At 54.1% G+C, this 21058-nt stretch carries 22 protein-coding genes; 18 read left to right on the top strand and 4 right to left on the bottom strand.

The genetic code is table 11. The features are described 5' to 3' along the window. From recF to HCR03_RS12050, 10 genes are all read left to right on the top strand, one after another. Complete coding sequence (recF, locus tag HCR03_RS12095; RefSeq protein ID WP_228725207.1) at nucleotides 1–1071, top strand: DNA replication/repair protein RecF; 1071 nt, start codon at nucleotides 1–3, stop codon at nucleotides 1069–1071. Between the two features lie 67 nt (nucleotides 1072–1138). Beyond that, nucleotides 1139–1408: an extracellular matrix regulator RemB gene (gene remB / locus HCR03_RS12090; RefSeq protein WP_066645467.1), complete on the top strand. Its 270-nt coding sequence runs from the start codon at nucleotides 1139–1141 to the stop codon at nucleotides 1406–1408. 13 nt (nucleotides 1409–1421) lie between these two features. Next, nucleotides 1422–1820 carry a TFIIB-type zinc ribbon-containing protein gene (locus tag HCR03_RS12085; RefSeq protein ID WP_066645469.1) on the top strand — a complete coding sequence of 133 codons (399 nt, stop codon included), beginning with the start codon at nucleotides 1422–1424 and terminating at the stop codon, nucleotides 1818–1820. A gap of 16 nt (nucleotides 1821–1836) precedes the next feature. Next, a complete protein-coding gene (locus tag HCR03_RS12080) occupies nucleotides 1837–2175 on the top strand; it encodes a hypothetical protein (protein WP_066645471.1) in 339 nt (112 codons plus the stop codon). A 126-nt stretch (nucleotides 2176–2301) separates the two neighbouring features. Further along, nucleotides 2302–4242: a DNA topoisomerase (ATP-hydrolyzing) subunit B gene (gene gyrB, locus HCR03_RS12075; RefSeq protein WP_156990304.1), complete on the top strand. Its 1941-nt coding sequence runs from the start codon at nucleotides 2302–2304 to the stop codon at nucleotides 4240–4242. A gap of 133 nt (nucleotides 4243–4375) precedes the next feature. Next, nucleotides 4376–5032: a hypothetical protein gene (locus tag HCR03_RS12070; protein WP_156990305.1), complete on the top strand. Its 657-nt coding sequence runs from the start codon at nucleotides 4376–4378 to the stop codon at nucleotides 5030–5032. 67 nt (nucleotides 5033–5099) lie between these two features. Next, nucleotides 5100–7625 carry a DNA gyrase subunit A gene (gyrA, locus tag HCR03_RS12065; RefSeq protein WP_066645475.1) on the top strand — a complete coding sequence of 842 codons (2526 nt, stop codon included), beginning with the start codon at nucleotides 5100–5102 and terminating at the stop codon, nucleotides 7623–7625. Between the two features lie 16 nt (nucleotides 7626–7641). Then, a complete protein-coding gene (locus tag HCR03_RS12060) occupies nucleotides 7642–8286 on the top strand; it encodes a lysozyme inhibitor LprI family protein (protein WP_187034409.1) in 645 nt (214 codons plus the stop codon). 173 nt (nucleotides 8287–8459) lie between these two features. Next, complete coding sequence (locus HCR03_RS12055) at nucleotides 8460–9005, top strand: NUDIX hydrolase (protein ID WP_187034407.1); 546 nt, start codon at nucleotides 8460–8462, stop codon at nucleotides 9003–9005. Nucleotides 9006–9205: 200 nt separating this feature from the next. After that, a complete protein-coding gene (locus HCR03_RS12050) occupies nucleotides 9206–9535 on the top strand; it encodes a hypothetical protein (RefSeq protein WP_066645479.1) in 330 nt (109 codons plus the stop codon). A gap of 28 nt (nucleotides 9536–9563) precedes the next feature. On the opposite strand, the gene HCR03_RS12045 is transcribed toward HCR03_RS12050, so the two are convergent. Then, nucleotides 9564–10838, bottom strand: coding sequence for a DUF1015 domain-containing protein (locus tag HCR03_RS12045; protein ID WP_187034405.1), 1275 nt, complete (start codon nucleotides 10836–10838; stop codon nucleotides 9564–9566). A gap of 259 nt (nucleotides 10839–11097) precedes the next feature. On the opposite strand from HCR03_RS12045, the gene HCR03_RS12040 reads away from it, so the two are divergent. The 6 genes from HCR03_RS12040 to HCR03_RS12015 all read left to right on the top strand — a co-directional run bounded on the left by HCR03_RS12040 (nucleotide 11098) and on the right by HCR03_RS12015 (nucleotide 16639). Further along, nucleotides 11098–12069 (top strand): ABC transporter ATP-binding protein, encoded by a 972-nt coding sequence (locus HCR03_RS12040; RefSeq protein ID WP_066645483.1) that lies wholly within the window; start codon nucleotides 11098–11100, stop codon nucleotides 12067–12069. Beyond that, the gene (locus HCR03_RS12035) at nucleotides 12066–12773 is read left to right on the top strand and encodes an ABC transporter permease (protein WP_066645485.1); all 708 of its coding nucleotides are present in this window, start codon (nucleotides 12066–12068) and stop codon (nucleotides 12771–12773) included. Before HCR03_RS12040 ends, HCR03_RS12035 begins: the two co-directional genes overlap by 4 nt. Before the next feature lie 14 nt (nucleotides 12774–12787). Beyond that, nucleotides 12788–13984: a Gldg family protein gene (locus HCR03_RS12030; RefSeq protein ID WP_187034403.1), complete on the top strand. Its 1197-nt coding sequence runs from the start codon at nucleotides 12788–12790 to the stop codon at nucleotides 13982–13984. Beyond that, nucleotides 13902–14507: a hypothetical protein gene (locus HCR03_RS12025; protein WP_187034401.1), complete on the top strand. Its 606-nt coding sequence runs from the start codon at nucleotides 13902–13904 to the stop codon at nucleotides 14505–14507. Before HCR03_RS12030 ends, HCR03_RS12025 begins: the two co-directional genes overlap by 83 nt. A gap of 2 nt (nucleotides 14508–14509) precedes the next feature. Beyond that, the gene (locus HCR03_RS12020) at nucleotides 14510–15988 is read left to right on the top strand and encodes a DUF4340 domain-containing protein (protein WP_187034399.1); all 1479 of its coding nucleotides are present in this window, start codon (nucleotides 14510–14512) and stop codon (nucleotides 15986–15988) included. A 288-nt stretch (nucleotides 15989–16276) separates the two neighbouring features. Beyond that, a complete protein-coding gene (locus tag HCR03_RS12015) occupies nucleotides 16277–16639 on the top strand; it encodes a VOC family protein (RefSeq protein ID WP_187034397.1) in 363 nt (120 codons plus the stop codon). Between the two features lie 71 nt (nucleotides 16640–16710). Here HCR03_RS12015 and HCR03_RS12010 read toward each other — a convergent pair whose 3' ends face one another. Together HCR03_RS12010 and HCR03_RS12005 are read right to left on the bottom strand one after the other, a co-directional pair. Then, nucleotides 16711–17589, bottom strand: coding sequence for a hypothetical protein (locus tag HCR03_RS12010; RefSeq protein WP_187034395.1), 879 nt, complete (start codon nucleotides 17587–17589; stop codon nucleotides 16711–16713). A gap of 25 nt (nucleotides 17590–17614) precedes the next feature. Further along, nucleotides 17615–18763, bottom strand: a complete 1149-nt coding sequence (locus HCR03_RS12005; protein WP_187034393.1) for a hypothetical protein — start codon at nucleotides 18761–18763, stop codon at nucleotides 17615–17617. Nucleotides 18764–19106: 343 nt separating this feature from the next. Here HCR03_RS12005 and HCR03_RS12000 point away from each other — a divergent pair, with 343 nt between their 5' ends. Next, nucleotides 19107–19589 carry a DUF6323 family protein gene (locus HCR03_RS12000; RefSeq protein WP_187034391.1) on the top strand — a complete coding sequence of 161 codons (483 nt, stop codon included), beginning with the start codon at nucleotides 19107–19109 and terminating at the stop codon, nucleotides 19587–19589. Further along, nucleotides 19579–20265, top strand: coding sequence for a DUF6179 domain-containing protein (locus HCR03_RS11995; RefSeq protein ID WP_187034389.1), 687 nt, complete (start codon nucleotides 19579–19581; stop codon nucleotides 20263–20265). The genes HCR03_RS12000 and HCR03_RS11995 overlap by 11 nt, the downstream gene beginning before the upstream one ends. 179 nt (nucleotides 20266–20444) lie before the next feature. Here the strand turns inward: HCR03_RS11995 and rbr are convergent, their stop codons facing one another. After that, the gene (gene rbr, locus HCR03_RS11990) at nucleotides 20445–20984 is read right to left on the bottom strand and encodes a rubrerythrin (RefSeq protein WP_156990315.1); all 540 of its coding nucleotides are present in this window, start codon (nucleotides 20982–20984) and stop codon (nucleotides 20445–20447) included. Nucleotides 20985–21058: the final 74 nt, after the last annotated feature.

Here is a 21058-nt window from a genome sequence, read left to right as displayed (position 1 = left end):
GTGCGGCGCCTTTCCTGGAATCACTTCCGCAATCTGCGCGCCGGTGAATTTGAACCGTGCGCCGGAGTCAATGTCATTTACGGACAGAACGCCCAGGGAAAAACCAATCTTCTGGAGGCGATGTGGCTTTTCACGGGGGAACGGTCGTTCCGCGGTGCAAAAGACGCGGAGCTGGTTCTTCAGGGGGAAACGGCGGCCGCTCTCCGCATGGATTTCTGGAGCGAAGGCCGCGGCCAGACCGCGAAAATCACGGTTGCGGAGGGAAGGCGGACGGCGGAGCTCAACGGGATTCCGAAAGGCGCCTGTTCCGCCCTGACCGGAAAATTCTGCGCGGTGGTTTTTTCGCCGGAGCATCTGTCCCTGGTCCGGGGGGGGCCTTCCCTGCGCAGAGAATTTGTCGACTCTGCCCTATGCCAGATGAAGCCCGGCTACGCGTCGCTCCTGTCCGGCTACAACCGCACGCTTTTCCAGCGCAACGCGCTGTTAAAGGATATTCCGCGCCACGCGGAGCTGATGGATACGCTTGAAATCTGGGATGAACGGCTCAGCCAGTTCGGCGAACGGGTGATCCGTCAGAGGACGGCGTACCTGAAAGCGCTCAGCGAGCCTGCGGCCGGTTTCTACGCCGGAATCAGCTCCAACCGGGAAACTCTTTCCTTCGTTTACCGAAAAAGCGCGGAAGACCTTCGCCGCGCGCTCGCCGAGGAAAGGCGGGAAGACGTTTTAAGCGGGCATACCGGCGCGGGACCTCACCGGGACGACGTTGATATCTTCGTCAGCGGACTGAACGCGCGGGCTTACGCCTCCCAGGGACAGAAGCGCAGCGTCGTACTCGCCCTGAAACTGGCGGAAGCGGAGCTGCTCAGCCGGATGACCGGCGAAAAGCCCGTTGTTTTTCTCGACGACGTGATGAGCGAGCTTGACGCCCGAAGACAGGATTACCTTTTGAACCATCTGACGGAGTTTCAGGTTTTTCTCTCCTGCTGCGAACCGGGCGCGGCCCGGCAGATGAAAAGCGGCGCCCTGTTCCGGATGGAAGACGGAGCGCTCTCCGCTGTGCCGCCGGCGTAACCGGCCGTTTCCCCGCGCGGAAACGGCGGATTTTTCTTCAAAAGCGCGCGGAGAAAAGGAAGAAACCATGTATCTTCACCTAGGCCAGGACACCGTGGTTCTCATGAAGGACATTATCGGAATATTCGACATGGAAACGTCGACGATTTCCCAGACGACTCGCGACACCCTCGCCGCGGCGCAGAAATCCGGCTGCATCGTGAACGTTTCGATGGAGATGCCGAAATCCTTCGTCCTATGCAAAAGCGGAGAAAAAACGACGGTTTACATCACGCAGATTTCATCCTCGACCCTGCTTAAGCGCGCGGGCCTGAAGAATGAAACCAACAGACTGTGACAGGGGAGTGCTTATGAAAAAATTCAGAAAACCGCGCTGCCCTTTCTGCGGGAATAAAATCGGCCTTGCGAATACCTGGGCGCTGAAAACTCAGGGGGAGTACCTCTGCCCCAAATGCGGCGGGATTTCCAACATCGTGATGGACCGCCTGATTTACCTGTTCGCGTTTTTAGCCATTCTGGTCAGCGCCGTATTTTTTGCAGTGGGATTTCTTGGTTTTCTTTCTCTTGACATTTGGCTTCTTCTTCTCGTTCTGCTGCCGTTTCTGCTTTTCTACCTGATTTCCGTTTTTCTGGTCAGGCTGAAAAAACCCGCCGTCAGGAAAAGAAGAGCGCCGCCCGGCGGCCGCCCGCAGAACGGAACCAGGCGCGGCCCCGGACCGGGAACGGGTCCCGCGGCCCGCAGGCGTTGAGAAAGAGGAAAACGGAATGCCGAAGCTTCCCCTTTGCCCCTACTGCGGGGCTAGATTTCTCTATTCCGAGGTCAGAAGGTCACAGAACAAAAAAACGGGAACCTGCCCGCACTGCGAAAAGCCGTTCTGCGTCGGGGGCGGCGCCCGCCGGATGATTTTATACGCCGTTTCCACCCTGCTGCTGGTCGGGTTGAATTTGTCTCTTCTGAAAATTCCGTCCATGAACCTGACCTATCTTCTGGCGGCGACCGTTCTCGGGGTCGCGGCGGTCAGGCTGCTGGTTCCCTACACCGTTCGTTTTTTTCCGGAAAGACCGGCGCGCTCCGATTCCGCCGGGAACGGGAAAAATTCATAAATTTATTCCTGCTCCGGGGCTTCCCGCCCCGTTCCCCTACACGGGTTTTGATTGGCAAAAGATGATACGCTCAAAGCGGTCTTTAACAAAGATGATACGATTTGTATCGATACTGGAGGGTTCAACTTGGAGTTTGGCAATGTCACACAGACGAACAGCGAATACGACGAAAGTGAAATACAGGTTCTGGAAGGACTTGAAGCCGTTCGGAAGCGCCCCGGCATGTACATCGGTTCCACCGGTCCGCGCGGGCTGCACCACCTGGTGTATGAGATTGTGGACAACGCGATCGACGAGGCCCTTGCCGGCTGCTGCGATAAAATCGAGGTCGCGCTCGAACCGGGCGATATTATCCGCGTCACCGACAACGGGCGAGGAATTCCGGTCGGAATCCACCACCAGGTGGGAATCCCGACAGTCACGGTCGTTTACACCATGCTGCACGCGGGCGGAAAATTCGGCGGCGGCGGATACAAGGTTTCCGGCGGCCTGCACGGCGTGGGCGCAAGCGTGGTCAACGCGCTTTCCCAGTGGCTGGAGGTCGAGGTTTTCAAAGACGGCGTCGTCTATTTTCAGCGTTTTGAGCGCGGCAAGCCGGTAACCGGGCTGGAACAGCGCGGAGAGACCGAACGCACCGGTACGCGCGTGCGCTTTCAGGCGGACCCTGAAATTTTTAAGGAGACCACATCTTACGATTACGAAACGCTGCAGACGCGGCTGCGCGAGCAGGCGTTTCTGAACGCGGGCGTCCGGATTCTTCTGGAGGACGGAAGGGACCCGGAAACACACCGGCTGGACGATTTCCGCTTTGAGGGCGGCATTAAAAGCTTTGTTGAGTACATCAACAAAAAGAAAGCCGTTGAGGTCATTCATCCGGACGTCATCTATTTTTCGGGGGTCGCGCCGGACGATTCCGCCACGGCGGAGGTCGCCATGCAGTACAACGACTCTTACAACGAGCTGATGCTGTCGTTCGCGAACGACATCCACACGACCGACGGCGGCACGCATGAGGACGGGTTCCGCCGCGCGCTGACCCGCGTGATGAACGATTACGGGCGGAAATTCAACATTCTGAAGGAAAGCGACAAAAACCTTTCCGGCGACGATTTCCGCGAGGGCCTGACCGTCATCATCAGCGTCAAGCTGCGGGAGGCCCAGTTTGAGGGCCAGACCAAGGCGAGGCTCGGCAATACCGAAATCGGCACCCTGGTCAATTCCATGATTTCCGAAAAGCTTTCGGTTTATCTGGAAGAAAACCCGGCGGTCTCCCGCGCAATTTTCGACAAGGCGATGGCGGCTTCCCACGCAAGGGAGGCGGCGCGGAAAGCGCGCGACATGGTCCGCAGAAAATCGGCGCTGGAAAACGCCTCGTTACCCGGAAAGCTGGCGGACTGCCAGAGCCGGAACTCCGAGGAAACCGAGATCTATATCGTCGAGGGCGATTCGGCCGGCGGCTCCGCAAAAGGCGGGCGCGACCGCCGCTACCAGGCGATTCTGCCGCTCTGGGGCAAGATGCTGAACGTGGAAAAGGCAAGGCTCGACAAGGTTTACGGCAACGAAAAGCTGATGCCGGTCGTCACCGCGCTCGGCTGCGGAATCGGCGAAGAATTCGATTTGAATAAGCTGCGCTACGGCAAAATCATCATCATGGCGGATGCCGACGTCGACGGCTCGCATATCCGCACGCTGCTTTTGACCTTTTTCTTCCGCTTTATGAAGCCGCTTGTGGAAGAGGGGCATGTTTACCTCGCGCAGCCTCCCCTTTACCGGCTGACCAAGTCCAAAAAACACTATTACGCCTACACCGACAAGGAACGCGACAGGCTGATGCAGGACTTTGTTTCCGGTTATGAAATTCAGCGGTACAAGGGCCTTGGCGAGATGGACCCCGAGCAGCTATGGGAAACCACCATGAATCCGGAAACCCGGATGATGCTGCGCGTGGAAGTCGAGGACGCGGCGGCGGCCGACGAGGCGTTCACCGTTCTGATGGGCGACAAGGTGGAGCCGCGCCGGGAATTTATTGAGCAGAACGCGAAATACGTTCAGAATCTGGACGTTTAAGTTCGCAGTGAAAAAGAAAAAAGCGGAGCGCGAAAACGGCGGATGCCGCAAAATTCGATTGGTTATTTCACGGAAATCCTGTATGATAGAGGCGAAAACGCCGAAACGAAACGATCAAAGGAGTTAAAACGAGATGAGCAATTCAAAAACTGCGAATTCCAAACCTCCGGAGCAGGACGAGGCGGACTGTCCGGGTACGGGGCCCGAGGAATCGAAGCTGGTCCCGCCCGACGGCGAAGAATACGAGGAGCAGCAGACCGGCATTGAGCTTTCCTATTCCCTGAGGGAAGAGGAAATTTATGAATGCCTGAAGCGGTCGAGCTATCTGCATATGAACAGAAAAACGTCTGTTCTCGTGCTGGCCGCTCTCGCGGTGCTGGCGGTTGCCTTTCTGGCAGTGGGCATCGCTACATACCGCAGTCTGTTCTATTTTTACGCGGCGTCCTGCGCGACTTTGATCATTGTTCTGGGCGTGTTTCCGTACCAGAACAATAAGGCGAGGGCCCGCAGCAGCGCGGACGGGCATACCGTCCGGATGGCGGTTTATCCGGATCATATCCAGGTTGGCCGCGGAATCAAACGGTGGGAGATCCCGATGGACGGGACTGCGGAATTTGCTCAGATTGAAAACATGCTTGTGCTTTATGTGGCGGAAAAGGATGATCCGAAACGCAAGATCGCCCAGAAGATGGTGATTATCCCCACGCGCTGCATCAAACCCCGGAATCTGCCGGACGTTCAGGCGATGATCGTCGCGGGAACCAAACCCAAAAAGATGCCGAAATCATAACAGGCGGTGAACGCGCCGCAACGCGCGCGTGCCGGACGCAACAAAACTGCAGGAGGGTGCCCCTGAAATGGATGAAATAGAAGAAAACAGCAGAATTATCAGCGTGGACCTTGAAAAGGAAATGAAAAAATCATTCCTCGATTACTCCATGTCCGTCATTGTTTCGCGCGCGCTGCCGGATGTGCGCGACGGACTCAAGCCGGTCCACAGAAGAATTCTTTACACCATGTTTCAAAACGGCCTGATGCCGGACAAGGCCTACCGCAAATGCGCCGACACCGTCGGCTCCGTTCTGGGCAGCTACCATCCGCACGGCGACGCTTCGGTCTATGACGCGCTGGTGCGTCTGGCTCAGAATTTTTCCATGCGGTACATGCTGGTCGACGGTCACGGAAACTTCGGTTCCGTGGACGGGGACCCGCCGGCCGCCTACCGTTACACGGAAGCGCGCATGAGCAAGATCGCGCTTGAAATGCTGCAGGATATCGACAAGGAAACCGTCGATTTCCAGCCGAACTACGACGACCGTCTGAAAGAGCCGGTCGTTCTGCCAAGCCATTTTCCGAACCTTCTGGTCAACGGCTCGACGGGCATCGCCGTCGGCATGGCGACCAATATTCCGCCGCATAATATGCGTGAGGTCATCGACGGCGTCTGCACCCTGATCGACAACCGCGACGCCACTCTGGAGGACCTGATGCAGAGCATTCAGGGCCCGGATTTCCCGACCGGCGGCATCATCATGGGCCGCAGCGGAATCCGCGCGGCCTACGGCACGGGGCGCGGCAGGGTCATCGTCCGCGCCCGCGCGGAAATTGAAGAAGAAAAGAACGGGCGGTTCAACATCATCGTGACGGAACTCCCCTATCAGGTCAATAAGGCGCGGCTGATCGAATCGATCGCGGATCTGGTCAAGGAAAAGCGGATCGAGGGCATTTCCAATATCGAGGACCACTCCGACCGCGAGGGGATGCACATCGTCATCAACGTCAAGCGCGACGCTTCCCCGCAGATCGTATTAAACCAGCTGTACACCTACACGCAGATGCAGACGACGTTCGGCGTGAACATGCTCGCCATCGTCAACGGCGAACCGAAAACACTGACGCTGCGCGAAATTCTGCTGGAATACCTGAAATTTCAGGAGGACGTTGTCCGCCGCCGCACGGAGTACGACCTGAAAAAGGCGCGGGAGCGCGCCCATATTCTGGAAGGGCTGAAAATCGCGGTCGACAATATCGACGAGGTGGTCCGCATCATCCGTTCCTCAAAATCCATTCCGGAGGCCCGTTCCCGCCTGAGCGAACGCTTTGGTCTGGACGAAGTGCAGACGCAGGCCATTGTGCAGATGCCGCTCGGCCGCCTGACCGGTCTGGAACGCCAGAAGCTGGAGGACGAGCTTGCCGCGCTGATGGTCAAAATCGCGGATTACGAGGATATTTTGGCGCATGAGGAGCGCGTGCTCGCCATCATCAGGGCGGAGGCCGTCGCCGTGCGCGACAAATTCGGCGACGAACGCCGCACGGAAATCGCCGCCGTTACCGGAGAGGTCGATATTGAAGACCTGATTCCGGTGGAAGAATGCATGCTGACCATGACCAGTTTCGGTTACGTCAAACGCCAGAAAACGGATACGTACCGCACGCAGCGGCGCGGCGGCCGCGGCGTAAGCGGCATGACCCGGCGCGAGGAGGATGTCGCGACCGACATGTTTGTCATTGGCTCGCACGATTATGTCATGTTCTTTACAAACCTGGGCCGCGTCTACCGACTGAAATGCTACGAGATTCCGGAAGGGGCGCGCACGTCCAAGGGAATCAATATCGCGAACCTGCTGCCGATCGCGCAGGAGGAAAAGGTCACCTCCATGATCCGCGTGCCGGAATTCGACGAGGAAAGCTATCTTGTCATGGTGACGAAAAACGGTATCGTCAAGCGCACGGCACTCTCCGCCTACGACACCGCGCGCAAGGGCGGTGTCATCGCGATCGATCTGGACGAGGGCGACGAGCTTTCGTGGGTGCGCATGACAAGCGGAAAGGACGACCTTCTGGTCGCGACCAGACAGGGCATGGCGATCCGGTTCAACGAACAGGACGCCCGCGCCATGGGCCGCGCGACCCGCGGCGTGAAGGCGATTTCGCTTGCCGAGGGCGACTGTGTTGTCGGTATGGTGGTTCTGGTTCCGGGCACGCTGGTGCTGACCGTTTCCGAAACCGGATTCGGCCGTCTGTCGCCGGAAAGCGACTACCGCTCGCAGTTCCGCGGCGGCAAGGGGCTGATGAATTACCACACGGAGCGCTACGGCAGCGTTGCCGCCATTCAGGCGGTCGGGCTGGACGACGATGTAATTTTGATTTCCTCCGGCGGAATCATCATCCGGATTCTGGCGAGTTCCATCCGTCAATGCCGCCGCCCGAGCAAGGGCGTGCTGCTGATGCGCCTGACCGAAGACAGCCGCGTTGTCACGGTGGCCTGCACCGCTCACGACGATGAGGAGGAAGCGGAAGAAGCCGTCGACGACGGAAGCGCGGACGAAGGGGCGGACGGCGCGGACGCCGGGACGGAAGGCGAACCGGAACAGGAAGTGTAAAAGGAGGAACCGCCAGATGAAAAAGAACTTTCCCGCAACCATTTTCGCGGCGGCGTTGGCCCTGACCCTTTTGTTGCCGGGGTGTTCGCTGATACACCAATCGCCCGCCGCGTCGTCGGAATCCTCGTCTTCCCAATCGCTGTCGTCGCAGCCGGCGTCCTCTCAGGATGATCCGTCCTCCGACGGCGGCTCGTCCGATCCGGGGGAACCGCCCGCGGACTCCGAACCGGGCCGCGTGCTGACGATTACGACGGATAACGAGAAATTTAATCAGAAGTTCTCTGAAAATCCGGTTGACAAGGCCTATATCAAAGAGTCCGATCAGGCCGTGTCCACCGTCGATATGGTCAGCGTTTCTCAAAAATACGCCGGGCTGTGGCAGAAAGAGATCGATCACGCGTGGAGTGAGCTGTCACAGAAAATGAGCTCGGATTCAAGCGGAAAGCCCGCCGAGCTGAAGGCGGAGCAGGAAAAATGGCAAAACGAGAAGGACACCAAGCTGAAAAAGATTGTAAGCGACGCTCTTTCCGGCGGCGGCAGCATGGCGGAGGTCAACGCGGCTTCTCAGGAAATGGACTTTTACCGCAGCCGCGCGGCGCAGCTTTACCGCGAGCTGTATGATTACGAGAAAAATTACTCCTATGCCTATTCGGCAAAATAACTCTTAATATTACAAATTGTATTGTGTGATGTTCTTTAAAAATATCAACATTATTTTGGAATTGACTGGAAATTCGCCCCAAAGAAAAATGGGCTCAGCGCGAAAATTCGATTCCTTTGGTCATATTCAGTTATATTACTATAAAAAAATACTATTTGTAAAGCTGGTACAACATGAAACTGACGGAAAAAACACTGGAACAAAACTATCTTTACCGCGGTAAAATTCTGGATTTACACGTTGATCAGGCGGAGCTGATCGACGGGCGGATCGTCAAGCGGGAATGCGTCGACCACCGGGGCGGCGTCAGCGTCGCGGTCCTGACGGAGCGGAACGAAATGCTGTTCGTCCGCCAGTACCGGTACCCGTACCATGAAGTTGTGCTGGAGGCCCCGGCCGGCAAATTGGAAGAGGGAGAAGATCCGTTTGAAGCCGCGAAGCGCGAACAGCGCGAGGAGACCGGAACAACCGGAAAGAATTACCTCGACCTGGGCAGGCTCTACCCGTCCCCCGGTTATACGAACGAAATCATCTTTCTTTACGCCTGCCGCGTGGAATCCTGCGGGGAGCTTGACCTGGACGAGGGCGAGTTTCTGGAGGTCGAGAAGATTTCGCTGGAGCAGGCGGAACAAATGGTCATGACCGGCGAAATCGTGGACGCGAAAACACAGGTCCTTATTTTAAAAGCGGCCCGGCTCGTCAGGGAAAAAAAATTGTAATACTATTTGTTACTATTAGTCTATTTATTACAAATAGTTTTAGGATAGGCGATAAGAAAAAAAGACGGGGATAGTTTCTCCTCGTCTTTTCATGCGGTTTGAAAAAGTTTTCAACATTTTTTTCCGCAACGGTTGAAAATTTCCCGCCGTACGCTTTGACGGGCCAGCCGGTCGGGTTCGCTTTTTAAGGAGGAAAACAGATGGATCCTTTGAAAGAAAAAAAGACGCAGGACAATGACCTGATTCGGTCGATCACGTACTATGCGTCTTTTCAGCCGTTTGTCGGTTTGTGTTCGTCTGTGATCAGCGGGCTCTTTCTGTTTTTCAAAGGCGAGCCGTGGTCCCTGGCCATGCTGCTGTACGTCGCGATTCCTTTTTTAGGATTTACGGCCATTTATGCCGTGATAGCGGTTTATATGAAAACAAAACACGACAGAATGGTTCCGTTTGTCAATCGAAAAGTCAGAATTCCGACGATCGTGATCCTGATTGTATTGGTATGCTTTCAAATAGTAAACAGTGTGATTTGAAAGCACGGACGGGAACCCGCCGCTTTTTTCAGTCGATTTGATTCATGACCAGGCCGGTGATCAGCTTCGGGTAAAAATAGGTGGATTTCTGCGGCATCTTTTCCCCCGCCGCGGCAACGTCGCGGATTTCCTGCACGCGGGTCGGGTTTAAAAGGAACGCGCACTGGCTTTCCCCGGTTTGCACGGAAGCGATCGCTTCCTCCATCGAGCGGGTGTAGACCAGATTCTTCTGGTTTGCCATGTTTTCCCGGTCGATGCCGAGCAGGCGCTCCAAAATCAGCGAATGAAGCACGGAAACGTCCAGTCCGCGGTACGCTTCGCTTTTCTCCGGCAGCAGCTGCGCCATGACGGCTTCGTCCTTCAGAACCAGCAGAGTCCACTCTTCCCCGCCGCAGTAGCAGGCAAAAGCCTTTCTCCCCTGCCGGTACAGCGCGTCAAGATTCGCTGAGATTTCACCGACCGCCGAATGTACGGTGACTTCAAAATAGGATTCACAGGCTTTCATCAGCTTTTCGCCGCTGAATTCCGGCAGGCCGCGGACCATGCGGTGAGTCGGGAACACAACCAGCCCGTCGTTTTCCATGTCGACCAGCATCATCATCACGTAGTCTTCCCCGCCCGTCGCTTTTCCCTGCTCGCGCAGGCTGTTGCGGTAGTTCAGCGCGGTTTCATAGCGGTGGTGCCCGTCCGCAATATAGAGCCTGCGGCTTTCGAAATCCTCGCCGATTGCCCGGATGGCGACGGGGTCGTTGACCAGCCACATCCGGTGGGTCACACCGCTGCCGTCGCGGAACTCATAGCGCGGCTCCCCGGAGGAAAGCGCGTCGATCCGGCCGCGGGTAATGTGGCTCTCGTCGTTGTAAAGCGAGTAAATCTGGCTGAAATTGCAGCCGGTCGCGTTCATCAGGCGAAAACGGTCCTCTTTCGCCTTGGAGAGGGTTTCCTCGTGCGGAAGGATGACTCCTTTCGAAAATTCCTCCAGCTTCACAAGGCAGATCAATCCTTTTACCTTTTTCGTCTGCCCGTATGCCGTGAATTCCTCTTCGTAAAGGTACAGCCCCGGGTCGGTGTCCCTGCGAAGAATACCGCCGTCAAGCCAGTTTTTCAGGGTCTGTCCCGCTTCGGCGTAGGGATTTTCCCCTTCCCTCGGCAGTTCGAGCCGGATGACGTTGCAGGGGTTTTCCAGAAGCAGCGCCCGGCGTTCCTCCTCGCTGATGATGTCGTAGGGGGGGCAGGTCAGGGACGGGATGTCTCCCGCTTTGTCCGTGAAACGAAGCGCGCGAAAGGGTTTGATTTCAGCCATAATTTCTCGATTCTCCTTTTATTTTGGTGCGGTTTAAAAACAGGGAAGCGCCCCGGCGCGGGGAGCGTCGGCCGGCCCCGGGAGGAGCGGGCGCGAACCGGCCTTACGGATGGTTTCATTATACCGGAACGCGGATTTGATGTCAAAGTCGGAATGTTTATAAAATAATTCGGAATAATTTAAAAAATGTTTACATTTTTCTAATTTGATATTGTTAGAATGAAACAGTACGCTTGATATGATACTAGGAGGGACAAAAATGATTGAGGTTAAAAACCTCACGAAACGGTACGGGGAGAACATTGCCCTGAACAACATCAGTTTTACCGTCGGGGAGAATACCATCATCGGCTTTCTGGGACCGAACGGCGCCGGAAAGTCGACAACCATGAATATCATCACCGGGTATCTTTCCGCCAGTTCCGGTTCCGTCAAGGTCGGCGGATTCGACACGCTGGACCAGCCGAACGAGGCGAAGCGCATGATCGGCTACCTGCCGGAGCTGCCTCCGCTTTACATGGACATGACAGTAAAGGAATACCTGAACTTTGTCTATGAACTGAAGAAAGTGACGCTGCCGCGCGAAAAGCACCTCCGCGAAATCTGCGCTCTGGTAAAAATACTGGATGTCAGCCGCCGGCTGATCGGCAACCTGTCGAAAGGTTACCGGCAGCGCGTCGGTCTTGCCCAGGCTCTCGTTGGGAACCCTCCTGTCTTAATACTGGACGAGCCGACCGTCGGCCTCGACCCCAAGCAGATCATCGAGGTCAGAAACCTGATTAAAGGTCTCGGAAAAAATCATACCGTCATTTTAAGCTCTCATATCCTGCCGGAGATTCAGGCGGTCGCGGACCGCATTCTGGTTGTCAACCGGGGCAGTCTGGTGGCGGACGGAACCCCGTTCGAGCTGGAACACAGCATGTCTGCGGAACACCATCTTTCGGTGCGGATGGAAGGCGCCGCGGAGGAAGTCGAAAAGGCGCTGCGCGGCATGAGATTTGTGCAGGGCGTGCAGAACTTCGGCGAAAAGGAACCGGGCGTGTGGGAATACGAAATCTCGGTTGCGGAAGGCGAAGATCTGCGCAGGCCGCTGTTCTCGCTCGCGTCGAAACGGAACTGGCCGGTTCTTTCCATGACAAGCTCGGACCTGTCGCTGGAAGACGTGTTCCTCCGTCTGACCGGTTCGGCCTATTTGCAGGATAATCTGACGAAAGGCGGGGACGCACAGTGAACGCGATTGCAAAAAAGGAACTGAAATCCTATTTTCTATCCCCCATCGGCTATGTTTTCGTAGGGGTCGTCCTGCTTCTGTTCGGTTATTATTTCTATCAGGTGATCCGAATCGGCTCATCCTCCTATGTGCCGGAGGTTTACGGCACCATGTTCATCTGGAGCATGATGTTCCTGCCGATCCTTACGATGCGCAGCTTCAGCGACGAAATGAAAAACCATACGGACCAGGGGCTTCTGACCGCTCCGGTCGGGGTCGGCGCCATTGTGTTCGGCAAATTTCTGGCGGCGTTTCTCGTCTTTGCCATCACGATGGGCCTGAGCCTGATTCCGGTTGTGATCATCTCGTTCTTCTCCTCCTCCCTGGGGTGGGGAACCGTGTTCGGAACCGTGCTCGGTTCGCTTCTGTACGGCGCGGCCATGGTTTCCATCGGGGTTTTTATTTCTTCCCTGACACAGAGCCAGATCGTCGCGGCAATCGCGACGTTCGGCGTTTCGATCCTGCTCCTGGTCATCAACCAGATGAGCGGCCTGGTTACGAACACATTCTTTTCCAACCTGCTTTCCTGGATTTCTTTTGACACAAGGTACCAGCCGTTTACCAAGGGAATTTTCAATCTTTCCAGTATCGTGTTCTTTCTCAGCGTTGTGGCGGTTTTTGTTTTCCTGACCGCGCGCAAGCTGGAAAGCAAGAGATGGGGCTAAGGGGGATGAATGAAATGAATCAGGAAAAAGACCCGCGCACCGGCGCAGCCGTCCCGGAGGAAGAAATCCCCGAGGAAAAGGCCGCCGGGACGCAACAGGCCGAGGCTGAAAATCAGCAGGAATCCCCCGCCGAAACAGAGACCCCGGACGCCGGGCAAAATCCGGGGCCGGAAGAGAAAAAAGAGGATTCCCAAAAGACCGATAAAGAGAAAAAGGGCGGCGGCAAGCCAAAAAAAGACCATTCCGAGTTTTTCAAAAGCAGCAAATTCCGCCACGGTTCGATTTCCACCGCGTTTACCGCGGGCTTTATCGTCGTGGTGGTTCTGTTGAACATTCTGGTCGGAATCGTCGGCGAGCGTTTTCCGTCCGTCAATCTGGATCTGACGAAGACCGGTTCGAACTCCCTTTCATCCGAAGGCCTGAAGGCGGTCGACAAGGTGAGCCTTGCGACAACCATCACTGTCTGCGCGACCAAGCAGCAGGTGGAGGGCGACCAGATTTACGCGGACCAGGGGCTGAAATACAGTCAGGTCGGCAGTCTCCTCGCGAAAATGGCGGAGCGCAATTCGAAGATTCAGGTGCAGTACATCGATCTTGACAAGAACCCGACCTTCGCGTCGGAGTACCAGAGCGACAGCCTGACCGCCGGCGACTTGATTGTCAAGACCGACAAGCGTCACCGCGTGCTGACGTATTCCGACCTGTTCAACATCCAGTACTCGCAGGATTATTCCTCCTCTCAGGTGTATTCGAACGTGGAGGGCGCTCTGGTTTCCGCGCTGAACGCGGTTACCTCCGAAAAGCTGCCGATTGTGGCGTTCGACACCGGCCACGCCGAACAGCAGGACATGACCGGCTATCAAAAGCTGCTGAACAACAACAGCTTTGAAACCAAGAGCTTTAATCTTCTGACGGACGCGATTCCGGACAACACACAGATGATCGTCCTCGGCCTGCCGACCCGCGACTACACGGACGACGAGATCAAAAAGCTTTCCGATTTTCTCGGCAGCAAGACTCTTGCGGGCGACCGTTCTCTGATGGTGACGTTTTCGCCGAGTCAGGCGTCCCTGCCGAAGCTTGCCACCTTCCTGGAAGAGTGGGGCATTCAGGTGCCGCAGGCGGTCGTTGTGGAATCGGACCAGTCGAAATTCATTTCAAACAACCCCTTCGGATATTCTCTCCGATATTCAGAGCGATCTGCAGATTAAAAAGACCAGCGACGGCAGCGCGCCGGATTACGGCTATTTCGTCACGCCGCAGTCCTGCCCGGTCAAACTTCTGTTTGAAACCAAGGGCGGCAAACACACCTATTCGCTCGCGAAAAGCTCCGATTCCTGTTACCTGGTGGACAACGGCACCCAATCGACGGACAATCTGCCGAAACAGGCCAGCAACACCGCCGCCCTTTCGCAGGAAACGGTGAAAAACGGGGATAAGGACTACAACGCGAACGTGATCGCGGTCGGAGGCTCCTCGCTGTTTACCAGCCAGATCATCAACTCCAGCGCGTTCGGCAACGGGACCTATATGGTGGACCTTGCGAAATATGCGACCGGAACGGCCGATTCCTCCAGCGAGGTACAGCTTACCACACAGCCGCTGAACGCGCAGGATATCACGATGACGTCCCAGGTCAGCACGTTCCTCGGCCTCGGCGTGTTCGTCCTCCTGATCCCGCTGATCGTCGCGGTTCTCGGAATCTGGGTATACAATAAGAGGAGGCATCTGTAAGGATGAGGAGCAACATCAGGAACTTGATTATTGTTGCGGTGTGCATCGCCGTTCTCGGCGGAGCGCTGCTGACTCTGAAACTGACCGGCAACGATCAGGCGGCCTCCTCGTCCGTCTCTTCCACGGCCAGCATCGAGCTGGTTTCGAAAAAGAGCGAAGATGTTGTTTCCATGAACGTGGTGAATCAAAAGGGCAGCTATACGCTGGTTCCGGTGAAAACCCCGGCGGCTTCTTCAAAGGCTTCCTCCGGGTCCTCCTCGGCGGCGTCAGGCGGCACCGAACCGACCTATACCGTGAAGGAGCTCGGCGGCTGCCCGATCAATACCTCCTCGACGGAATCCGTCGTGAAAAACGGATTCAGTCTGGTTGCCAGCAAGAATTTGGGCACCGTCAGCAATCTGGAGGAATACGGCCTGAAAAATCCGCAGGCGACCGTCAAGGTTCAGTTCAGGGACGGCAGCAGCTATGATTACAAAATCGGCCGCGCCTCCGCGACGGATTCCGCCTCCTATTATATGTGCGGACTGGACTCCGACCATGTTTATATCGTTTCGGTCGACCAGGGACTGCTGGAAAGCCCGACCTATTTTGTCAGCACCAATATTCTCGCCGTCAATAATACCGCCGCGTCGTCGGCGTCGGGGGCGAGTGAGAACAACTTTACAAAAATCACTCTGAGCGGATCAAACTATCCAAAGCCGATCACGTTCTCGGTATATCAAACGGGCCTGAAAATCTCTTCCCCGGCCAACTACACGGCGGATTCGAGCAAGCTTGACAGTCTGAAAACCGACCTTGCAACTCTGACGGCGGATTCGGTGGAGGCGGTCAACCCGGACGCGGACGCGCTGAAAAAATACGGGTTCGACAGCCCGACGGCGGTGGTGAAGTACACGGTTAACGGCGCCGATTATACCCTTACCGCCGGCGCAAAGGACGGGGCCGACTACTATGTGATGCTCGGCGGGGTCAACGTGGTCTATAAGGTCGCTTCGACCAGCATTCAGTCGTGGGCGCTGGGGAACCTGTTTGATCTGCGCGATAAACAGCTTGTGGGCGCAAATATCGAGTCGGTCAAATCCATCACGGTTGACGCGGGCTCGGGTGAAAATGTGCTGAACGTTACAAGAACCAAGGACGAAAAGCAGTCCACCGAAGACAAGGCCTATTACAATTACAAGGTGACGGGCAACGGCGGAAAAGCGCTCGATTATGATACAAACTTCCGAAATTTCTTTGTAAAGCTCGTGAATATCAATATTTTGGAAAACGCGGAGGAGAAACCCTCCGGGCAGCCTGTCCTGACCGTCAAATTCCAGTATTATGACGGCGCGGCGGATACCTTTGAGTTTTACAAAAGCGGCGACCGCCGTTACACCGCCGTTGTGAACGGCCAGGTGTTCGGTATTGTCACGCAGGACGACATGGATTCGGTCACCGCCGGAATTACCGCGCTGGAAAGCGGCAAGGCGGTGTCCTGACGGACAAGAACAAATACAAAGTAAGGGGCGGCGCGCCATTTCAGGCATGCCGCCCCTTTGTCTGTGTGCGCTTGAAAAGCCGCCGGTCCGGTGCTACAATCAGAAACAGAATCCGTAAGGAAAAGAATGTGGAATTTCAAAAAAAGGCCGTCTGCTGCCAATCGTGATCGGCTGCGCGTTTGCCGCGGCAAACGGGTGTTTCCCGTGGAACAAAATCAAATGGCAGGCGGATTCGGGCGAGGCCCGCCGCGGAAGCGGTTCTTTCAATCAAATTCTGGAGGGTTTGTCGTGAGTTTATCATTTCATCTGTCTTCACTTTATGTCTGCGTAAAGGATATGGAACGGGCGATCCGTTTTTATGAAACCCTGCTGGGGCAAAAGGTTACGAAAAAAGATCCGGTTTACAGTGTGTTTGACATCGACGGCTTTCGCTACGGATTGTTCGCCCATGAAAAGAGGATGGAACCCCATCAGTGGGGAAACAGCTGTTTGCCCAGTCTGGCGGTGAACAGGATGGATTCGGCGTTGGAAAGACTGGAAGAGCTGAATTCTGAAATCGTGTTTCCCCTGACGGTGATCGGAAACAATCAGGTTCTGGAATTTCTGGACAGCGAGGGAAATCAGGTTGAGCTCACCTGTTCCCAAAAATAAAAAGCCGGCTCCCCTGACAGGGACTCCGGCCTGGGAAAAAATTCTTTGGGCGTTTTCACACCGAAGGGCTGCTACACAGTTACATCCATACAGTCGAACATATGCAGCATCCACTCCGGCGGGTCGACAAGGTCGGTGGTAACTTTGTCGATTCCGAGATACTTTTTTTCAAGTCCATATTCTTCTCCATAACGGGAAATAATATCGTTGTCTAATGTTTCCGGCTGGTAATCTGCTTTGGCAGTCCAGGTCAGCTGTTCTCCACCGCTTTTCCCGGTGAACATTGAAGAAATTTGGTCCATGACGCCGCTGATGGTGCTCTCAAATTGATTCAGCGCGTCTATCATCTGGCTGCCGGTCATGTCCGAAAGCCCTTGCAGGCCGAGCTGTTCCGGGGTAACGGCGGAATAAATTTTGGTCAGCGCCTGATAAGTCCACTGGTTTGCTTTTTGCTGCGTGTAGCCGGCTTTTTCCGTAAGAAGGTACGTTGGACTGTCCAGAGCTTCCGGAAGGTAACGGGTCGAACATTCGTTTATAATCCATTTTCGTATGACACCCGCACACTGCGTATTTTCTTCACGAAGATACGATGGATCTTCCGGATACGTAGAAGAGGAATAATTCTGCGCAAGCTGTTCCCGGTTTTGCATGGCGAGTACGGCGTTTTTTAGGGTTTCCGCGTCGTTTTCTTTGTAGCCAAGCCACAGGTAAGCGTCTGAAAGGTCAAGCGCAATGTAATCGTTATAACTGATATATCCGTTTCCTCCCGCTCCGTACAGCCCGTCGCTGTGCTGCACCTCCACTTTCGCAACGGTCGGCTTTACCGTGTTTTTCGCGGTTGGTATTCGGTCCATGACCTCTTGTTTTTGCTGGGCCGTCATCGTGCTCCAGCTTTGCCCGGGCTGCAGGTAAGGGGTAAAAAGACTGCTGATGTCGTGTGAAATAGTCATGGGTTTAAAACTCCAATCGCTTTTTTTAAAACAAAGTTTCCGTTATTGACATTGTTTTAACTTCTTCATGGTTTGCCGTGGACTGACTGCTGTAAAAACCGTTCAATGTGCTGCAAAAATCCAGAAAACTGTTTTTATCGAGATCGTATACCAAACAGAAACAGTGATAATGCTTATCATGATCCTGATAGTCGTAATAATATTGGCTGACGTCAGTGGAGTCAATATCCCTGGGAGTCTGTAAACCTCGAACATCATAAGGGTCTGATTGCAAAGGGCCGCCATTCTGATAAACAGATGTATATTTCTGCCACTTTGAGCCGGGGCCAATGCTGATGAAAAGAGCATTGGGAATGGTGTATTTTGGAGTTCTATTATCAGTTGTGGTAGGATGGACGACGGTTTCATAGCTGCCTAAACTCATGCCAGTAATCACCGGATCGGTAATATTTTGTTCCTCGTAAATATATCCACTGTCTGTTGTCAGGCTGAAAACCCTTTGCCACCCAGCTGTACTGGCTAAATCCTCACCATCCAGGTAAATTGTTTTTAAATTGGAATAGTAAAGATAGCAACTTGTTAAATTATCGTTCATCTTAATAATTCGGGTAAAATTGGCAGGATTAGAACCATTCCACATAAGAGTGTAGCTGTCTCCGATCGACCCGTCATTTGAAAAAACATATAAAGCGTAGCTACCGGCAGGTAAAGACGTTGTGAAGTAAGCACCGGCATTGGCAGAGGTGTAAAAATTCGTGGGATATGCGGTTCCATTACTGACAGTACAAACCATAGCAATATAATTTATATTATCAGAATTTATTTTTAGAAATGCCGAACGATCCTGTGTTGTGCTGAATAGATACAAATCGTATGTATTTGATGAGGTTAATGTGCCGGTTGTGTTGAAGACAGGATCAGTAAATGTGTATATTGAATTTGTTGCCATTTCTCCATTACTTCGCTTGGTGTCAGTCAATTTGATTGATTTAGAAGTATCCACTGTTAATTTTGAAATACCGTCGGAATTTTCATGTTTCTGGACGTGCAGAACATTGGAGACCTGTTGGCCAGAATCTTCTGTTTGAACAGTTGACATTGTTTGTGCGAACGCCCCTGTTGCGGAAAACAGGATAAACATACAGGAAACCGTCATACAAACAAGCTTTTTCATTTTTTAGTCCTCCTGTAAATTTTAATAAATCTTCTATATTTTCTTATCGGACAATTTCATCAAATTTTCATAATTCTTTTCAAATATTTACAAATTGTTCATAATTAGTGCTCGGCAAAGCCCTGCTTTACCGGCTGCTCATCGCGAAAGTTTTTTTGGACTCCCGGCACAGCCGGGAGTTTTCAGGTTGCAACAATAAAAAGCCGGCTCCCTTGACAGGGACGCCGGCTGATGTTATACTGTAAGGACACATAAAAACAGCATTTTATTAAACTACTACATATATACCATAACACAAATCAAACGGATTGTCAATACTTTTTTAAAAAAAGGGGAAATAATTGTGGATTTTCAGCTTTCGTCCCTGCTGAAGCCGTCCGCGCTGGCCGATGCCGATACGGCGCGTGAACTGCTTGCGCTGAACGAGGAAACGCAGGAGTATGGATTGGAACTGACGCAGGAGGACGCGCTGGCGCTGGCCGAAACGCGGCGGATCGCGCTGGAGGCGAGCGGGCGCGTGGAATTCGGCACCCCCGTGATTGAAAAAATCATCCGGACGTTCAGTCGGTCCCGCTATTTGTACCAATATGATTATGCCCCGGTGCTGCACGAATTGCTCGAAGCGTTTTTTCAGCTGAAAAACGAGACTGAGGACCGATTTTCGGACGACGACCTGATCGACTTTTTGTTTGACTGCTTTGAATACCGTTACCGCGGCTCGCTGGAAATGTTCCGGGGACGTGAAATCGAGCAGCTGCGCGGGATTTTGCTGTTCGGCGCGGAGGACGAGGAAAACGAAGACGGGGAGGAACCGGATGATGAATGAATCCGTCCCGGCCCGCGCCGGGCTGAGCGCGGAGGAATCGAAGAGGTTCCAAAAAGAAATGCTGTGGGCGCTTTCGGAGCAGCTTGGGCGGTACACCGCCGGGGAAAGCAGCTCCGTTTTATCGGAAACCGCCGAAAAGGTTCTGGAATCCATGCTGTACTGCGTTACGGTCGAGCTTTCCGCAAGGCCGGACCCCGCCGCCGCGCTGCGCGAAACTCCGGCGGCGGAATTGTTTCGCCGGGGAGCCGAGCGGGTCAAGAGCATGACGGAGGATTTGAAGCTTCTCTACCGTCAGGTGCTGAACACAAGAATTCCCACCGACCTGATCGCGTACAACGAAACGCTGGACGGGGCGATTCCGGGTTTTTTCAAAACCTACGACCCGGAATACGCCGCGCATGAAAACGGAGCGCTGACCGGATTCCCGGATTATCCCCTGCTGAACGACGATCAGAGTCGCGGCGGTATTTTGTATATGGAAAGTTATCTGGAGCAGCTTTTGCGGGAGAACCGGTTCTGCTCCCGCTACGGCAAAAATTATATCCGCGCCGTCCTACTGCTGCACGGCAAAAAGCACCGGCTGGATTACCGCGAAATGATTGTCAATATCCCGGAGCTGCTCCTGGAGCGGGAAGGCGCGCCGAAGCCGTACCGTCTGCCGGAGGACGCGATTTAGTCCACGATAAACAGTTTTGCGCCGGTATCCGTGTGGGAACGATGCGGGTTAGCAAAAGTCTAGCATCGGCCGTGCCGCATTTCAATACGGAAACCGGAAAAACAAATATTATGTTATGAAAAAACGGAAAGCATGTAAAAACGCTTTCCGTTTTGTAATATATTAGATATATTTTACAATTAGTAGTTATTTGCCCTGCGCTCAAAGAACGACTGCGGATGTTTGCAGGCCGGGCAAACCTTCGGCGCGGTCTTCCCGACATAGACGTAACCGCAGTTGCGGCAGACCCAAACGGTTTCTTCCCCGCACTGGAACACAAGGTTGTCTTTTACGTTGCCGGTCAGTTTCGCGTAGCGTTCCTCATGGGTCTTTTCAATGCCGGCCACCAGGCGCATGGTTGCGGCAATCTCTTTAAAACCTTCCTCTTCGGCGGTTTTCGCCATGTTTTCATACATATCGGTCCACTCATAGTGTTCCCCGGCAGCCGCGTCCAGAAGATTTTCCGCGGTGGTCTTGATTCCGCCGCCGGAAAGATATTTAAACCAGAGCTTCGCGTGCTCTTTTTCATTGTTGGCCGTTTCCTCAAAGATAGAGGCGATTTGCTCGTAGCCTTCCTTTTTCGCCTGCGATGCGTAGTAGGTGTATTTGTTTCTTGCCTTCGATTCACCCGCGAATGCGTCCATCAGATTTTGTTCCGTTTTGCTTCCCTTTAATTCCATGTTAATTTCCTCCTTTAACCGGATCTGATTTCTTTCTGTGATGTTATTATAGCACAGGGATCGCGGAAGTCAAT

The organism is Caproicibacter fermentans, assembly GCF_014303955.1.
GTDB lineage: Bacteria > Bacillota > Clostridia > Oscillospirales > Acutalibacteraceae > Caproicibacter > Caproicibacter fermentans.
Note: the sequence above shows the minus strand (reverse complement) of the source record. Positions and strands in the feature narration are given on the sequence as shown.

Excerpts from the sequence above, each read along its gene's own strand:
- remB (WP_066645467.1), top strand. The coding sequence starts at position 1,139 with ATGTATCTTCACCTAGGCCAGGACACCGTGGTTCTCATGAAGGACATT.
- HCR03_RS12085 (WP_066645469.1), top strand. The coding sequence starts at position 1,422 with ATGAAAAAATTCAGAAAACCGCGCTGCCCTTTCTGCGGGAATAAAATC.
- HCR03_RS12080 (WP_066645471.1), top strand. The coding sequence starts at position 1,837 with ATGCCGAAGCTTCCCCTTTGCCCCTACTGCGGGGCTAGATTTCTCTAT.
- HCR03_RS12070 (WP_156990305.1), top strand. The coding sequence starts at position 4,376 with ATGAGCAATTCAAAAACTGCGAATTCCAAACCTCCGGAGCAGGACGAG.
- gyrA (WP_066645475.1), top strand. The coding sequence starts at position 5,100 with ATGGATGAAATAGAAGAAAACAGCAGAATTATCAGCGTGGACCTTGAA.
- HCR03_RS12060 (WP_187034409.1), top strand. The coding sequence starts at position 7,642 with ATGAAAAAGAACTTTCCCGCAACCATTTTCGCGGCGGCGTTGGCCCTG.
- HCR03_RS12055 (WP_187034407.1), top strand. The coding sequence starts at position 8,460 with ATGAAACTGACGGAAAAAACACTGGAACAAAACTATCTTTACCGCGGT.
- HCR03_RS12050 (WP_066645479.1), top strand. The coding sequence starts at position 9,206 with ATGGATCCTTTGAAAGAAAAAAAGACGCAGGACAATGACCTGATTCGG.
- HCR03_RS12045 (WP_187034405.1), bottom strand. The coding sequence starts at position 10,838 with ATGGCTGAAATCAAACCCTTTCGCGCGCTTCGTTTCACGGACAAAGCG.
- HCR03_RS12040 (WP_066645483.1), top strand. The coding sequence starts at position 11,098 with ATGATTGAGGTTAAAAACCTCACGAAACGGTACGGGGAGAACATTGCC.
- HCR03_RS12030 (WP_187034403.1), top strand. The coding sequence starts at position 12,788 with ATGAATCAGGAAAAAGACCCGCGCACCGGCGCAGCCGTCCCGGAGGAA.
- HCR03_RS12020 (WP_187034399.1), top strand. The coding sequence starts at position 14,510 with ATGAGGAGCAACATCAGGAACTTGATTATTGTTGCGGTGTGCATCGCC.
- HCR03_RS12010 (WP_187034395.1), bottom strand. The coding sequence starts at position 17,589 with ATGACTATTTCACACGACATCAGCAGTCTTTTTACCCCTTACCTGCAG.
- HCR03_RS12005 (WP_187034393.1), bottom strand. The coding sequence starts at position 18,763 with ATGAAAAAGCTTGTTTGTATGACGGTTTCCTGTATGTTTATCCTGTTT.
- HCR03_RS11995 (WP_187034389.1), top strand. The coding sequence starts at position 19,579 with ATGATGAATGAATCCGTCCCGGCCCGCGCCGGGCTGAGCGCGGAGGAA.
- rbr (WP_156990315.1), bottom strand. The coding sequence starts at position 20,984 with ATGGAATTAAAGGGAAGCAAAACGGAACAAAATCTGATGGACGCATTC.